This is a genomic window from Isoptericola sp. NPDC057559, from assembly GCF_042801555.1.
Lineage (GTDB): Bacteria > Actinomycetota > Actinomycetes > Actinomycetales > Cellulomonadaceae > Isoptericola.
This window is the reverse complement of the sequence record NZ_JBHVFQ010000006.1, coordinates 119,754-134,889: the sequence shown is the minus strand read 5'-3', so window position 1 is coordinate 134,889 and position 15,136 is coordinate 119,754. Positions and strand designations below refer to the sequence as shown.

Here is a 15,136-nt window from a genome sequence, read left to right as displayed (position 1 = left end):
ATCGTTCTCATGCTTCGCCGACGCGCGGCCCTCGCCGCCCTGCCCGCCCTCGCGCTGCCCGCCCTCCTGGCCGCGTGCGCCCCGACCGACGACGGCGGCTCCGACGGCACGCTCGAGGTCCTCGCCTCCTACTACCCGCTGCAGTACGTGGCCGAGCAGGTGGGCGGCGACCTCGTCTCCGTCTCCAACCTCACGCCGCCGGCCGCGGAGCCGCACGACCTGGAGCTCTCCCCCGCGCAGGTGCGCGAGATCGGCCGGGCGGACCTCGTCGTCTACTCCTCGGGCTTCCAGGCCGCGGTCGACGAGGCGGTCGGCACCCAGGACCCGGAGCACGTCGTCGACACGAGCGACGTCGTGCACCTCGAGGCGCACCCTGGCACGGCGGCGGGGACGGCCGCCGAGGAGGACGAGGGCGACGGGCACGACCACGACGAGGCGGCCCTCGACCCGCACTTCTGGCTCGACCCCACGCGGCTGGTCGACGTCGGCCACGCCGTCGCCGCCCAGCTCGGCGCCGTCGACCCGGAGCACTCCGCCGTGTACGCGGAGAACGCCGACGCGCTGGCGGCGTCCCTGAAGGACCTCGACGGCCAGCTCTCCGCGGGCCTGAAGGAGTGCGCCACGCGCACCCTCGTGACCTCGCACGCCGCGTTCGGCTACCTCGCCGAGCGCTACGACCTCACCCAGGTCGGCATCGTCGGCCTGGACCCCGAGGCGGAGCCGTCCCCCGCGCGCCTGCGGGAGGTGGGTGCGATCGTCGAGGAGAACGACGTCAGCACGATCTTCACCGAGACGCTGACCAGCCCGAAGGTCGCCGACACGCTCGCCCAGGACATCGGGGTCACGACCGCCGTGCTCGACCCGCTCGAGGGGCTGTCCAAGGACGACGCCGCGTCCGGGGCGGACTACGTCTCGGTCATGCAGGACAACCTGGCCGCGCTCACCGAAGGGCTCCAGTGCTCATGACGACGCCCGCCACCGATTCCCTGCCCGCGGCGGCCACGCCGCCGGAGGGCGACGCTCCCCCGATCGAGGCCCGCGACGTGCACGTGCGCCTCGGCGCGAGCCCGGTGCTGCGCGGGGTGGACCTCACGGTCCGGCGCGGCGAGGTCGTCGCGCTGCTCGGCGCCAACGGCTCCGGCAAGTCCACGCTGGTGCGCACGCTGGTGGGCGTGCTGCCCGCCACCGCGGGCAGCGTGCGGCTGTTCGGCCACGAGCTCGGCAACGACGTGCCCTGGTCGCGGGTCGGCTACGTGCCCCAGCGCGTCAGCGCGGTCGCGGGCGTCCCGTCGACGGCGGCCGAGGTCGTCGCCTCCGGCCTGCTGCACGGCCGCCGCCTGCGCCTGCCGCGCGGCTGGCGCGCCCAGGTCGGCGAGGCCCTCGACCTGGTCGGCCTCGCCGACCGCGCCCGGTACGCCACGCACCAGCTCTCGGGCGGGCAGCAGCAGCGCGTGCTCATCGCCCGCGCCCTGGTGCGCAGGCCCGAGCTGCTGGTGCTCGACGAGCCCGTCGCGGGCGTCGACCGCCCCAGCCAGGAGGCGTTCGCCGCCACCATGACGCGGCTCGTCGACGACGGCATGACCGTGCTCGTCGTGCTGCACGAGCTCGGCGAGCTCGCGCCGCTGGTGCAGCGCGCCGTCGTGCTGCGCCACGGGCGCGTGGTGCACGACGGCGCCCCGCCGACGCCCCGCCCGGGGCACGGCGGCGAGGCGCACGAGCACGTGCACCCGCACGCCCATCCGACCGCCCGGCCGCGCACCGACGAGGTGCGGCTGGCCGAGGGCCCCTTCGAGGCCCGACCCGAGAGCACCGAGGACGAGGTGGCACCGTGAGCGGCCTGTGGGAGATGGTCACCGACCCGTTCATGCAGCGCGCGCTCGTCGCCGCGCTGCTCGTGGGCCTCAGCGCGCCCGTCGTCGGCACCTACCTGGTGCAGAAGCGCCTCGCCCTGCTGGGCGACGGCATCGGGCACGTCGCGCTCACCGGCGTCGCGCTGGGCTGGCTCGTCGGCGCCGCGATGGGCCTCGTGCCCGACGACGCGCTCGCCGTGCCGGGCGCGGTCGTCGCCGCCGTCGCCGGCTCCGTGCTCATCGAGGTCGTCCGCCGCCGGGGCCGCACGTCCGGGGACCTGGCGCTCGCCATCCTCTTCTACGGCGGCATCGCCGGCGGCGTGCTGCTCATCGGCCTGGCCGGCGGCTCGTCCGGAAGCCTCATGGCGTACCTGTTCGGCTCGATCTCGTCGGTCACCCTGTCCGACGTCTGGGTCACCGTGGCGCTGTGCGGGCTGATCCTGCTGATCGGGCTCGGCCTGCGCGCCGCGCTGTTCTCCGTGAGCCACGACGAGGAGTTCGCCATCTCCTCCGGGCTGCCCGTGTGGGCGCTGAACATGGCCGTGGCCGTGCTCGCCGCGCTGACCGTCACGGTCGCGATGCGCGTGGTGGGGCTCCTGCTGGTGTCGGCGCTCATGATCGTCCCGGTCGCGATCGGGCAGCTCCTGACCCGGTCGTTCCGGCGCACCATGCTGGTCGCGTCCGTCATCGGCGTCGCGGTCTGCGTCACCGGGCTCTCCGTCACCTACTGGTACAACGTGTCGCCCGGCGCGCTCATCGTGGTGCTCGCGATCGCCATCTACGCGGTCGTCGCGCTGGTGCACCCCGTGCTCGCCCGCCGCCGCCCGCCCGTCGACCCGCACCCCGACATCCCCGACGACGTCGCGCTCGCCCCCACCACCGGCCGGGCGACCGCCCAGGAGGAGTGCACCCCGTGAACGCCACCACCTCCCGCGCCACCACCGGGACCGCGCCCCGGATGACCCGGCAGCGCGCCGCCGTCGCCGACGCGCTCGGCGAGACCGACGAGTTCCGCAGCGCGCAGCAGCTCCACGAGCTGCTGCACGCGCGGGGCGACGCCGTCGGCCTCGCCACCGTCTACCGCACCCTGCAGGCCATGGTCGACGGCGGCGACGTCGACGTGCTGCGGGCCGAGGACGGCGAGAGCCTGTACCGCCGCTGCGAGCGCCGCGAGCACCACCACCACCTGGTCTGCCGGGCCTGCGGGCGGGCCGTCGAGATCGACGGGCCCACCGTCGAGGCGTGGGCCGCGTCGGTCGGCGCCGCCCACGGCTTCGCCGACATCGACCACACGGTGGAGCTGTGGGGCACGTGCGCCCAGTGCCGCGCCGGGGAGGCCCCGGCGGCGGCCGGGTCCGACCGGTGAGGAATTAGGGCAGCCATACCTCAGTCGGGCACAATGAGTGCCGTGCATCCGACCACCCCCGCGCTCACCCTGGCGTCCGACGGCGCCACCGCCACCGGCGTCTTCACGATCGCCGGCGTGCCGTTCTGGGTGGTGTACGCCGCGGCGTTCGCGATCGTCCTCGTGCGCGCCCAGGCCACGTACTGGGCCGGCCGCGGCGTGGCCCGCGGCACCGCCCGCGGCCGGTTCGCCGAGATGCTGGCCCGGCCGGGCGCGGTCGCCGTCGTGGACCGGGTGCACCGGTGGGGCCCGCCCGCGGTCACGCTCTCGTTCTTCACCGTCGGCGTGCAGACGCTCGTCAACCTCGCCGCGGGCTACCTGCGCATGCCGTTCGGCCGCTACCTCGTGGCGCTGCTCGCCGGCTGCGCCGTGTGGGCCGGCATCTGGACGACGATCGGCACCGCCGCCGTGAACGGCGCGATCGCCGTCGGGCTGCACCACCCCGTGACCCTCGCGGTCGTCGGGGCCGCGGCCGTGGCCCTCGTGGCGTGGGTCGCGAGCCGCCTCACCCGCCGCTCCCGCGCCGCTTCCCTCGACCTCGCGGACGCCGCGACCGACGCGACGCCCGGCACCCTGCCCGACACCCTGCCCGACACCCTGCCGGACGCCGACCGGGAGGCCCGGTGAGCGCGCCCGCCGCCGTCGCGACCACCCCGAGCGAGGCGGCCGCGCTCGTCGCCCGGCGCACGCGCGGGCGCCTGCTCGTCGTCGCGCTCACCCTCCTGGTGCTGCTCGCGATCGCCGCGGCGAGCCTGGCCCTCGGTGTCCGCGACATCGACCTCGGCACCGTCTGGCAGGCGCTCACGCACCCGGTGGCGGGCAACGTCGACCACGACGTCGTGCGCGACCAGCGCGTGCCACGCACCCTCATCGGCCTCGCGGCGGGCGCCGCGCTCGGCGTGGCCGGCACCCTCATCCAGGGCGTCACCCGCAACCCCATCGCCGACCCCGGCCTGCTGGGGCTCAACGCGGGCGCGTCGCTCGCCGTCGTCGTCGCGGTCTCCCTGCTCGGCGTGACGTCGCCGCTGGGTTTCGTCTGGTTCGCGTTCGCCGGTGCGGCCGTCGCGGCGCTGCTGGTCTTCTCGATCGGCGCGGGACAGCCCGTGAAGCTGGCGCTGGTGGGCGCCACGGTGACCGCGCTCATCACGCCGATGATCACCCTCGTGCTGCTGCGCGACCCGGCCGCGTTCAACACCTACCGGTTCTGGGCCGTCGGCTCGCTCACCGGCCGCGGCATGGAGACGCTCGACAAGCTCTGGCCGTTCGTCGCGATCGGCGTCGTCCTCGCGGGCGCACTGGCGCACCGCCTCACGATGCTGGCGCTGGGCGACGACGTCGCGCGGGCGCTCGGCCAGCGCGTCGGCCTCACGCGCGGGCTGACCGCCGCCGCGGTCGTCCTGCTCGCCGGCAGCGCCACCGCGCTGGCGGGGCCGATCGCCCTCGTCGGCCTCGCCGTGCCGCACGCCGCGCGCCGGCTCGTGGGCACCGACTACCGCTGGATCGTGCCGCTCACCGCCCTGCTCGGCCCGGTGATGCTGCTCGGCTCCGACGTCATCGGGCGCCTCGTGCTGCCGCACGCCGAGCTCGAGGCCGGCGTCGTCGCCGCCGCGATCGGCGCCCCCGTCCTCGTCGCGGTCGCCCGCGGCAAGTCCGTGGCGGGGGTCTGACATGGCCACCGGGACCACCGCCCTGGACCTCGACCCCGGCGCCGACCTGAGCCCGGTGACCGCGCTGCGCGCCCGCCGGCGGCGCCGCCTCGCGATCGTGGTCATCACCCTGGTCGTGCTCCTCGTCGCGGTCGCCACGCTCGCGCTCACGCTCGGGGAGGCCTCCCTCTCCCCCGGTCGCGCCCTCGCCGCGCTGTTCGGCGTCGGCTCCGACGCGGACGTGTTCGTCGTGCACCGGCTGCGCCTCCCCCGCCTCGAGACGGCCGTCCTCGCGGGCGCCGCGTTCGGCCTCGCGGGCGCGCTCTTCCAGACGACGCTGCGCAACCCGCTGGCCAGCCCCGACATCCTGGGCATCGCCAGCGGCGCGAGCCTGGGCGCCGTGTGGGCGCTGCTCGTCGCGGGCCTCACCGGCCTGGCGGTCTCCGGCGCCGCCTTCGCGGGGGCGCTGGTCGTCGCGCTGCTGATCTGGCTGTTCGCGTGGCGCCGCGGGCTGCACTCCATCCGGTTCGTGCTGGTGGGCGTCGGCTTCGCCTACCTGTGCTCGTCCCTGCTCGCGTGGCTGCTGGCCAGCGCCGACGTCCGCGAGGCGCAGTCCGCGCTGCTGTGGACCGTGGGCAGCGTCGCCGACGTGCGCGGCGCCGAGCTCCTCACCCTCGCGGTGGCCGTCGTGGCGCTCGGCGCCGGGGTGGCGCTGGCGTCGCGCTGGCAGGCGCCGCTCGCACTCGGCGACGACCACGCCCGCGGCCTCGGCGTCCGGGTCGACACCGCACGTGTCCTCACGCTGCTGCTGGCGGTCGGCCTCGTCGCCACCGCCACGTCGTTCGTCGGGCCGCTCGCGTTCGTCGCGCTGGTGGCGCCCGCCATCGCCCGCCGGCTGGTGGACGACGGCGGCGCCGCCCTCACCACGTCCGTCCTCACGGGCGCCCTCCTCGTCCTCGCCGCCGACGTCGTGGGCCAGCACCTGCTCTTCGGCATCCAGGCGCCGACGGGCATCGTCACCGGCCTCATCGGCGCCCCGTACCTGCTGTGGCTGCTCGCCACCGACGGAAGGAAGTCCCTCGCATGACCGACGTCACCCTGCGCGCGCACGGCGTCAGCCTGGGCTACGACGGGCGCCGCGTGATCGAGGGGCTCGACCTCGAGCTGCCCGCGGGGAGCGTCACGGCGATCGTCGGACCCAACGCCTGCGGCAAGTCGACGCTGCTGCGCGGCCTGGCACGGCTGCACCCCCTGGAGGCCGGCAGCGTCACGCTCGGCGGCGAGGACGTGGGAGCCCTGCCCCGCAAGGAGCTCGCGCGGCGCGTGGGCGTGCTCCCGCAGGCGTCGATCGCCCCCGACGGCGTGCGGGTCGCCGAGCTCGTGGCGCGCGGCCGCTACCCCCACCAGGGCTGGTTCGGGCGGCACAGCTCGACCGACGACGCCGCGGTGCTGCGCGCGCTGGACGCCACCGGCGTCGCCGACCTCGCCGACCGACCCGTGGCGGAGCTCTCCGGCGGGCAGCGGCAGCGCGTGTGGATCGCGATGGTGCTGGCCCAGGAGACCGACATCGTGCTGCTCGACGAGCCCACGACATACCTCGACGTCGCGCACCAGGTGGACCTGCTCGACCTGCTGTCGGAGCTGAACCGCACCCGCGGCACCACGGTCGTCATGGTGCTGCACGAGCTGAACCTCGCCGCCCGCTACGCCGACCACCTCGTGGTGATGAGCGCGGGGCAGGTCGTGGCGGGGGGCCGGCCCGGGGACGTCCTCACCGAGGAGACGGTGCACGCCGCGTTCGGCCTGCGGTCCCGCGTCGTGCCCGACCCGGTGTCGGGAACGCCACTCGTCGTGCCCCTCGGACGGACTCATTCCGGCAACGCTGCATAGGTTAGGCTCTCCTCACCTACCGTTCCTCTCGCGCCGCGTCGGCGCGAGCACACCGAGGAGAACCCGTGCGTCTTCGCCGTCCTCTCGCCGCTGCCGCCGCCCTGGCGGCGACGGCAGCCCTGACCCTCGCCGGCTGCGCCTCCGGCGACTCCCCCGAGGGCGACGGGTCCGCCGCCCCGAGCGGGTCGGCGTCCGGCGCCACCGACGAGTTCCCGATCACCATCGAGCACGCCTTCGGCGAGACCGTGATCGACAAGGCGCCCGAGCGCGTCGCCACCTGGGGCTGGGGCTCCACCGAGGCCGCCATCTCCGTCGGCGTGTACCCCGTGGCCGTGGCCGAGCAGGTCTGGACCGTCGGCGAGGACGCGCTGCTCCCCTGGGTCGAGGAGGCCTACGACGAGGCCGGCGTCGCCAAGCCGACCATCCTCGACGACCCCGAGGCCGGCGCGTCCGTCCCCTACGAGGAGTTCGTCGAGGCCAAGCCCGACCTCATCGTGGCGCCGTACTCCGGCCTCACCAAGGAGCAGTACGACGTCCTCAAGGACATCGCGCCCGTCGTCGCCTTCCCCGACACGGCCTGGACCACCCCGTGGGACGACACGATCCGCATCACCGCGCAGGCGCTCGGCCGCTCGGCCGCCGGCGACAAGGTGCTCTCCGACATCGACGCCTTCGTCGCCGACAAGGCCGCGAAGCACCCCGAGTTCGCCGGCAAGACGTTCGCGGCCGTCGTCGACTCGCCCACCGAGGGCAAGGTCTACGTGTACCCGCAGGCCGACCCGCGCGCGGGCTTCCTCGAGGGCCTCGGCGTGAAGATCGCGCCCTCGGTGGCCGAGCTCGACACCTCCGACGGCGGGTTCTTCTACGCCCTGTCGTACGAGGAGCTCGACAAGCTGACGTCCGACTTCATCGTCGACTACGCCTACACGCCCGAGGACGCCAAGGCGTTCCTCACCAAGAAGGAGCTGCAGGCGATCCCGGCCGTCAAGGCCGGCAAGGTCGCGCAGATCGTCGGCACCGCGCCCGTCTCGTCGGTCTCCCCGCCCACCGCCCTGTCGGTGTACTGGGAGGACGGCTTCCCCGCCCTCGTCGACTCGATGGCGACGGTGCTCGGCGACTGACGTCGCCGCCCGGACGCACCGAGACCCCCGTCCGCTCCTCGGGAGCGGGCGGGGGTCTCCGTCGTCCGGCCGGCATGCTCAGCCGTGCGCTCGGCCGGGGTTCTCGTCCGGCGCGCTCACTCGGCGTCGGGCGTGTCCACCGCGCCGCCGTAGCGCCGGTCGCGGCGCGCGAACTCCTCGACCGCGCGCCACAGGTGCCGGCGGTCGACGTCGGGCCACGGCTCGGGCAGGAACACCATCTCCGCGTACGCGGCCTGCCAGATCATGAAGTTGGACGTGCGCTGCTCCCCCGACGAGCGCAGGAACAGGTCGACGTCCGGCAGGTCCGGCTCGTCGAGGTAGCGCTGCACCGTCTTCTCGGTGACCCGCGCCGGGTTGAGCCGGCCGGCGGCGACCTCGCGCGCGATGGCGGCCGCGGCGTCCGCGATCTCGGCCCGGCCGCCGTAGTTGACGCACATCGTCAGCGTGCAGCGGTCGTTCTCCTTGGTCATCTCCTCGGCGACCTGCAGCTCCTTGATCACCGACCCCCACAGCTTCGGCCGGCGACCCGCCCAGCGGATGCGCACGCCCCACGACGACATCTCGTCGCGGCGGCGGCGGATGACGTCGCGGTTGAAGTTCATGAGGAACTTCACCTCGTCCGGCGACCGCTTCCAGTTCTCCGTGCTGAACGCGTACGCCGACACGTGCTTGACGCCGATCTGCACGGCGCCGGCCACGACGTCGAGCAGCGACTTCTCGCCCTGCTTGTGCCCCTCCACCCGGGGCAGGCCCCGCGCGTTGGCCCACCGGCCGTTGCCGTCCATGACGATCGCCACGTGGTTCGGCACGAACTGGGCCGGGATGTCCGGCGGCGTCGCCCCCGAGGGGTGCGGGTAGGGCTCGGCGTACCGGGCGTCGGGGGTGCGGGGCATCAGGCCTCTCTCTCGGTCGTGCGCGATCCGGTCATGCGCGATCCAGTCATGCGCGCTCGATCATGCGCAGGGAACGCAGCGTGCGCTCCAGGTAGTACTGCGAGTAGGCCGCGACCAGCCCGGACGCCTCGGTGCGGTGGCGCGCGTCGGAGGCGTCCGCCGTCTCCCAGTCGCCGCCGAGCAGGGCGCCCAGCAGCGCGAACGTCTCCGGCGCGGGCGCCGTCGAGCCCGGCGGGCGGCAGCGCGAGCAGACCGCCCCGCCCTGCCCCACGGAGAACGCGTGGTGCGGGCCCGGCTCCCCGCAGCGGGCGCAGTCGGTGAACGACGGCGCCCAGCCGGCGACGGCGAGGCCGCGCAGCAGGTAGGAGTCGAGCACGAGGCCCGGGGCGTGCGCGCGCTCCGACAGGGCCCGGAGCGCCCCCGCGAGCAGCCAGTACTGCTGCACCGCGGGCTCGTGCTCGGCCGCCACCAGCCGGTCGGCGGCCTCGAGCATCGCCGCGCCGGAGGTGTACAGGGCGTAGTCCTCGCAGATGGCGCGGGCGTACGGGCCCACGGTCTCGACCTGCGTGACGGTGTCGAGGTTGCGGCCCGTGTGCAGCTGCACGTCCACGACCATGAACGGCTCCAGCCGCGCGCCGAAGCGCGACGACGTGCGGCGTACCCCGCGCCCCACCCCGCGCACCTTGCCGTGCTCGCGGGTCAGGAACGTCACGATGCGGTCCGCCTCGCCCAGCTTGTGGGTGCGCAGCACGATCGCGTCGTCTCGGTACAGGGGCACGGTCCCATTGTCCCAGCCCCCACCCACGAAAGGTGTCAGGACCAGGGCGAGGTGTACCCCACCCTGGTCCTGACGGCTCGCGGGGCGGGTCAGCCCCGGGCGGCGCGGTTCACGGCGGAGACCACGGCCTTGAGCGACGCGGTGGTGATCGACGGGTCGATGCCGACGCCCCACAGGACGTCGTCGCCCACCTGGCACTCGACGTACGCCGCGGCGGTGGCGTCGCCGCCCTCGGACAGCGCGTGCTCCGCGTAGTCCAGCACGCGCACGTCCACGCCGACCTTCGAGATCGCGTCGACGAACGCCGCGAGCGGGCCGTTGCCGGAGCCCTCCAGCGTCACGTTCTCGCCGTGGTCGACGACGTCGACCGACAGCGCGGTGGCGCCGCCCTCGGCCGACGTGGTGCGGGTCTCGCGCAGCCGCAGGCGGCCCCACGGCTCCAGGCCCCGGGCGTCGTGCTCCTCGACGGGCAGGTACTCGTCGCTGAACATCCGCCAGATGTCGGAGCCGGTCACCTCGCTGCCCTCGGCGTCCGTGTAGTGCTGCACCACGCCGGAGAACTCGATCTGCAGGCGACGGGGCAGGTCCAGCGAGTGCTCGGCGGAGAGCAGGTACGCGATGCCGCCCTTGCCGGACTGCGAGTTCACGCGGATCACGGCCTCGTACGACCGGCCCACGTCCTTCGGGTCGATCGGCAGGTACGGGACGCCCCAGGTCAGGTCGTCTATGGCCTTGCCCTCGGCCTCGGCGCGGGCCGCCATGTGCTCGAAGCCCTTCTTGATCGCGTCCTGGTGGGAGCCGGAGAACGCGGTGAAGACCAGGTCGCCCACGTACGGGTGCCGCTCGTGCACCGGGATCTGGTTGCAGTGCTCCACGGTGCGGCGGATGCCGTCCATGTCGGAGAAGTCGATCTGCGGGTCGATGCCCTGGCCGAACAGGTTCATGCCGAGCGTCACCAGGTCGACGTTGCCCGTGCGCTCGCCGTTGCCGAACAGGCAGCCCTCGATGCGGTCCGCGCCGGCCTGGTAGCCCAGCTCCGCGGCGGCGACCGCGGTGCCGCGGTCGTTGTGCGGGTGCAGGGACAGCACGACGTGCTCGCGGAAGGCGAGGTTCCGGTTCATCCACTCGATCGAGTCGGCGTAGACGTTCGGGGTGGCCATCTCCACCGTCGCCGGCAGGTTGATGATCACGGGCCGCTCGGCCGTGGGCTCCAGCACCTCCAGCACCTCGTTGCAGATGCGGGCGGCGAACTCGAGCTCCGTGCCGGTGTACGACTCGGGCGAGTACTCGTAGTAGACCGTCGTCTCGGGGACGGTCTCCTCGAGCTTGCGGCACAGGCGGGCGCCCTGCAGGGCGATGTCGACGATGCCGTCCATGTCGCTGCGGAAGACGACCTCGCGCTGCAGGATCGACGTCGAGTTGTAGATGTGCACGATCGCCTGCTTGGCGCCGCGGATCGCGTCGTAGGTGCGCTCGATGAGGTGGTCGCGGCACTGGGTGAGCACCTGGATGACCACGTCGTCGGGGATGCGGCCCGTGTCGATGAGCTGGCGCACGAAGTCGAAGTCCGTCTGCGACGCGGACGGGAAGCCGACCTCGATCTCCTTGTAGCCCATCTGCACGAGCAGGTCGAACATGCGCAGCTTGCGCTCGGCGTCCATCGGCTCGATGAGGGCCTGGTTCCCGTCACGCAGGTCGACGGCGCACCAGCGGGGCGCCGTGCTGATCCGCCGGTCGGGCCACGTGCGGTCCGGCAGGTCGACGCGGATCTGCTCGTGGAAGGGGACGTAGCGCGTGTACGGCATCCCGGAGGGGCGCTGCGGGTTGGCGCCGGCGATGCCGTCGGGGTGGTGGGTCATGGTGTCGCGTCCTTCGGTGGGGGCTCGGTGACCGTGGTCCCGGGTTCGGGACCGACGGTCGTGACCAGTCGGCCGGCGCGCCACAACCTCCGCGACGGGGGGTCCGGCCTTAGAGGGCCCCGCCGCGGCACCGAAGGAGGAGGCTCACCGTGCGATGCACGCTGCCACGGTACACCTTCGTCACGGCCCGTCAGCGCCGTGACCGCAGGGCGGCGTCGACGGCCGGGTCGCCGAGCGCGCCGAGCCAGTCGAGCAGCGCCGGGTACGTCGACGGGTTGGCCGCGACGTACGACCGCAGGTGGGGCGCCTCGGCCGCGATCCGCGCCAGGTCGGCGAGCGGCGTGGCCGGGTCCATCGCCTGCGCGGCGCTCCAGCCGGGGGCCTGCGCCACCGGCGCCTGGACGGGCGGCAGCACCTGCGTGGAGTCGGGCGCCTGCTGGACGCGCACCGGCTCCATCTGCTGGGTGGCGTCCATCGGGCGCTCCGCCGCGACGGGCCGCGTCGCGGCGACCGGGGCGGAGGCCGGCCTCGACCTCGGCGCGACCGAGGTGGGTGCGGACGCCGGCCGGCCCGCGTCCGGAGTGACGGCCGCCGGGGCGGCCCCGGTCGTCGGCGCGACGACGGCGACGGGGACGGCCTCGCCGAAGGACGGCTCCGCGGCCGGCTCGGTCAGGGGCTCCGCGGCGGGCTCGGGCGCCTCGGGCGCCGAGGCCGCGAGCTCGCGGACCGACGGCGGCACCAGCAGCACGGCCAGCGCGATGCCCGGCAGCCCGAAGGCGATCAGCAGCTCCTCCACGTTGGACTGCGTGCCCAGGCCGGCGCGCGCGACGACGATCACCAGGCCCAGCACGACGAGGACGCAGGAGGCGCCGACGGCGGTGACGTGACCCGAGCGCGGGTCGCGCTCCAGGGCGCGCCGGGCGGCGAAGGCGACCGCGACCATGAGGACGCCGACGACCAGGCGCAGCACCAGGGCCACCGCGACCCCGTCGTCGATGATCCGGACCAGGGCGACCAGGGCCACGAACGCCGCGACGAGCGCCACCAGGCCGAGGGCCCGCTCGGCCACCGCGACCCAGCGCCGCGCCCGCACGTCGTCGGGCTCGTCGGCCGTCCGCGCGCCGTCGTCGACGATGCGCCGCGCGGTGACGGCCGCGACCACCGGCAGCAGGAGCAGGCCGAGGCGCTGCTCGTGCACGCTCTCGAACCACGGGCGCAGGTTGCCGCCGGAGAACAGGACGAGCTCGAGGGCCACCGCGCCGCCCAGCGCGAGGAGCACGTAGCCGGCCGACAGGTCGCCGGACCGCAGGTAGGTGCCGACGGTGAACCACAGGACGCCGAGCACCACGAGGGCGTTGAGGGTGCCGACGACCGACGTCGTCCACGACGCGCCCTGCACGAGCGAGGCGAGGGGCGTGGCCAGCGTGCCGAGCGCGACGACCCCGGCGACGACGGCGGGCAGGTGCACCCAGCGGGTCGCCGCCGCGAGCGCGGCGCCGGCCAGCCCGACCGCGAGCCCGGCCCCGACGCCGCCCGCGGCGTCCGCGGGCGCGGTGGCGTCCAGCACGAGGTACACGACGGCGACGACCGCGTACGGGACGCAGGCGATCGCGACGGTGCGGCGCGCGGTCAGCACGTCCCAGGAGGACGGGCCGATACCGCCGCGGCGCAGGTAGGGGGCGGCGACGGCGAGCAGCGCCAGCACCGTGACGAGCACGATCTCGAGGCGGTCGCTGCCACGGTGCGCGTGGTCCCACGGGAGCGGGAGCGCGACGAGGAGCGCGAACGCCGCCACGACGTCGCGCACGAGCTCACGGACCGGCACCCCGCCGAACGGCGAGCGCTCCTGCTCGGGTGCGTCGGTGGTTGCGGGATCGGTCATGCGGGTCTCTCCATGGTGCTCCGGGGCGGGCGGCGGCGCGTGCACGCCTCCGCTCCGTTTCTACCCGACGCGGCGCCCCGGCGTCGTGTCCCGCGCGGGTGGGTTGGTCACACCACCCGCGCGAGGGGTCAGATCCCGAGCTGGTACACGCCCCAGTACGCGAGGGTGCACAGCAGCAGGAGCGCGCCGGCCAGGGTGGCCCAGAAGGTCACGACCGCGGGCCACCCGCGCGCCACCGCGACGTCCGCGCCGCCCCGGCGCTCCGCGCGGGCGTCGGCCACCCGCCGGATCACGAGCGCCCCGGCCACCGCCGTCGCGACGCCGAGCAGCCGCACGACGATCCAGCCGCCCTGCACGACGAGGTCGTCGCGCTGGTAGTCCAGGGCGAGCCGCGCGACCGACAGCAGGTAGAACACGAGCGCCGCCATCGTCGCGACGGTGCCCAGCCCGAGCCCCAGGAGGGACGAGCGCAGCCCGCGGGCGAGCCGCGGCGCCGTCGTCGTCGACCGCCGCAGCACGACGCGACGCACGAGCGCGTGCGCCGACCAGACCAGCGGCCCGAGGACGAGCAGCCCGATCCCCACGATCACCGCGCCCACGACGATGTCGCCGTTGCCCCACCAGCGCGGCTGGGGCACGGCGGACGCGAGGTAGAGCTGGTTCGGGGTGTCGCCGGCGATGCGGGGCGGCGCGGCGGCCGTCCCCGGCATCCCCTGCACCCAGGTCGCGACGTCGCGCGCGAAGTCGGGGTGCACGTGCAGCTCGCCGTCCTGGGGCACGTTGATGCCGTGGTTCGCGCCCTGGTAGTAGCGGACGGTCACCGGGGCCTGGTCGCCGTTCACGGAGGTGTCGGCGATGACCTGCCGGGCGCCCTGCTCGATCGGCATCGACGGGTCCGCCGTGCCGTAGACCACGAGGACGGGCGCGGTCTGCTTCTCGAGCCAGGGGCGCACGTCGAAGTCGGCGTACTGGAACCCGCCGCCGGGCAGCTGCATGCCCACCGCGCGCGGGATCGCGCGGAACACCTGCTCGGGCACGCCGGTGTTGCGCAGGTAGCTGTCCACGGCGAAGGCCGCCTGCTGGCGGGGCGGCACGACGGGCGCGGACACGAGGATGGTGAACGCGATCGTCGGGTCCTGCGCCTGCATCACCGGCACGATCCAGGTGCCCTCGGACTCGCCGTAGACGCCGACCTCGTCCGGGTCCACCCCGTCGACGGTGCGCAGCAGCTGGACCGAACGCTCGTAGTCGCCGGCCATCGCGACGTAGTCCCGGTCGCGGGTGGTGTAGGTGTCCAGGCGCTTGTCGGGCACCAGCGTGACCACGCCCGCGCTCGCGAGCGCCGTGGCCGACTCGATGAAGGCGACGGTGGACTTGCCCGTGCCCGCGCCGTGCACGTAGACGACGCCGGGGCGGTCGTGCAGGGGCGCGCCGTCCTCGCCGAGGGGCTGGCGCAGCAGGCCCTGCACGACGGCGCCGTCGAGCGGGATCGTCACGGTGGTCTCGCGGACCTCGAACTCGCCGACGGTCCCGATGTCGGCGTCGGGGTCGACGCCGCCGATCGTGGTGTCCGTCGTGGCGGGGACCAGGTGGTCGGTGACGGGCACCGGGTCCCACTGCGGGCCGGCCACCGCCCCGGTCAGTGCCAGACCCACCAGGATCGCCGCCGTCGTCGCAATAGTCCGGAACACCACGTAGCGATGCTACTCGGCGTGGCCTGCGCCGACGGCCCGGAAATCCCCCGCGGCCTCGGGGGACGTCCCCCGTGCCGAGGGGCGCCCCCGCCGCCCC

General features: G+C 74.8%; 14 protein-coding genes. 9 read left to right on the top strand and 5 right to left on the bottom strand.

Annotated elements, in window-relative coordinates; all coding sequences use genetic code 11:
* Positions 1 to 9 precede the first annotated feature (9 nt).
* The 9 genes from ACFU5J_RS08740 (at position 10) to ACFU5J_RS08700 (ending at position 7,912) form a co-directional block, all read left to right on the top strand.
* On the top strand, positions 10 to 966 hold the full coding sequence (locus ACFU5J_RS08740) for a metal ABC transporter solute-binding protein, Zn/Mn family (protein WP_430576128.1): 957 nt from the start codon (positions 10 to 12) through the stop codon (positions 964 to 966).
* Positions 963 to 1,832 (top strand): metal ABC transporter ATP-binding protein, encoded by an 870-nt coding sequence (locus tag ACFU5J_RS08735; RefSeq protein ID WP_430578466.1) that lies wholly within the window; start codon positions 963 to 965, stop codon positions 1,830 to 1,832. The genes ACFU5J_RS08740 and ACFU5J_RS08735 overlap by 4 nt, the downstream gene beginning before the upstream one ends.
* Before the next feature lie 14 nt (positions 1,833 to 1,846).
* Positions 1,847 to 2,767, top strand: a complete 921-nt coding sequence (locus ACFU5J_RS08730) for a metal ABC transporter permease (protein WP_430578508.1) — start codon at positions 1,847 to 1,849, stop codon at positions 2,765 to 2,767.
* 41 nt (positions 2,768 to 2,808) lie between these two features.
* A complete protein-coding gene (locus tag ACFU5J_RS08725) occupies positions 2,809 to 3,216 on the top strand; it encodes a Fur family transcriptional regulator (protein ID WP_430576478.1) in 408 nt (135 codons plus the stop codon).
* Between the two features lie 42 nt (positions 3,217 to 3,258).
* A complete protein-coding gene (locus ACFU5J_RS08720) occupies positions 3,259 to 3,882 on the top strand; it encodes a DedA family protein (RefSeq protein ID WP_430576130.1) in 624 nt (207 codons plus the stop codon).
* Positions 3,879 to 4,922, top strand: a complete 1,044-nt coding sequence (locus ACFU5J_RS08715) for a FecCD family ABC transporter permease (protein ID WP_430576131.1) — start codon at positions 3,879 to 3,881, stop codon at positions 4,920 to 4,922. The genes ACFU5J_RS08720 and ACFU5J_RS08715 overlap by 4 nt, the downstream gene beginning before the upstream one ends.
* A gap of 1 nt (position 4,923) precedes the next feature.
* Positions 4,924 to 5,988, top strand: coding sequence for a FecCD family ABC transporter permease (locus ACFU5J_RS08710; RefSeq protein WP_430576132.1), 1,065 nt, complete (start codon positions 4,924 to 4,926; stop codon positions 5,986 to 5,988).
* Positions 5,985 to 6,791, top strand: a complete 807-nt coding sequence (locus ACFU5J_RS08705; RefSeq protein WP_430576133.1) for an ABC transporter ATP-binding protein — start codon at positions 5,985 to 5,987, stop codon at positions 6,789 to 6,791. The genes ACFU5J_RS08710 and ACFU5J_RS08705 overlap by 4 nt, the downstream gene beginning before the upstream one ends.
* 65 nt (positions 6,792 to 6,856) lie before the next feature.
* Positions 6,857 to 7,912, top strand: coding sequence for an iron-siderophore ABC transporter substrate-binding protein (locus ACFU5J_RS08700; protein WP_430576134.1), 1,056 nt, complete (start codon positions 6,857 to 6,859; stop codon positions 7,910 to 7,912).
* 116 nt (positions 7,913 to 8,028) lie between these two features.
* Here the strand turns inward: ACFU5J_RS08700 and ACFU5J_RS08695 are convergent, their stop codons facing one another.
* The 5 genes from ACFU5J_RS08695 to ACFU5J_RS08675 form a co-directional block, all read right to left on the bottom strand.
* Positions 8,029 to 8,826, bottom strand: coding sequence for an isoprenyl transferase (locus ACFU5J_RS08695; RefSeq protein WP_430576135.1), 798 nt, complete (start codon positions 8,824 to 8,826; stop codon positions 8,029 to 8,031).
* Positions 8,827 to 8,872: 46 nt separating this feature from the next.
* Positions 8,873 to 9,604, bottom strand: a complete 732-nt coding sequence (gene recO, locus ACFU5J_RS08690; RefSeq protein WP_430576136.1) for a DNA repair protein RecO — start codon at positions 9,602 to 9,604, stop codon at positions 8,873 to 8,875.
* A gap of 89 nt (positions 9,605 to 9,693) precedes the next feature.
* Positions 9,694 to 11,463, bottom strand: a complete 1,770-nt coding sequence (leuA, locus tag ACFU5J_RS08685) for a 2-isopropylmalate synthase (protein ID WP_430578465.1) — start codon at positions 11,461 to 11,463, stop codon at positions 9,694 to 9,696.
* A gap of 190 nt (positions 11,464 to 11,653) precedes the next feature.
* On the bottom strand, positions 11,654 to 13,345 hold the full coding sequence (locus ACFU5J_RS08680; protein ID WP_430578464.1) for a hypothetical protein: 1,692 nt from the start codon (positions 13,343 to 13,345) through the stop codon (positions 11,654 to 11,656).
* A gap of 128 nt (positions 13,346 to 13,473) precedes the next feature.
* Positions 13,474 to 15,039 carry an alpha/beta hydrolase family protein gene (locus tag ACFU5J_RS08675; RefSeq protein WP_430578463.1) on the bottom strand — a complete coding sequence of 522 codons (1,566 nt, stop codon included), beginning with the start codon at positions 15,037 to 15,039 and terminating at the stop codon, positions 13,474 to 13,476.
* Positions 15,040 to 15,136: the final 97 nt, after the last annotated feature.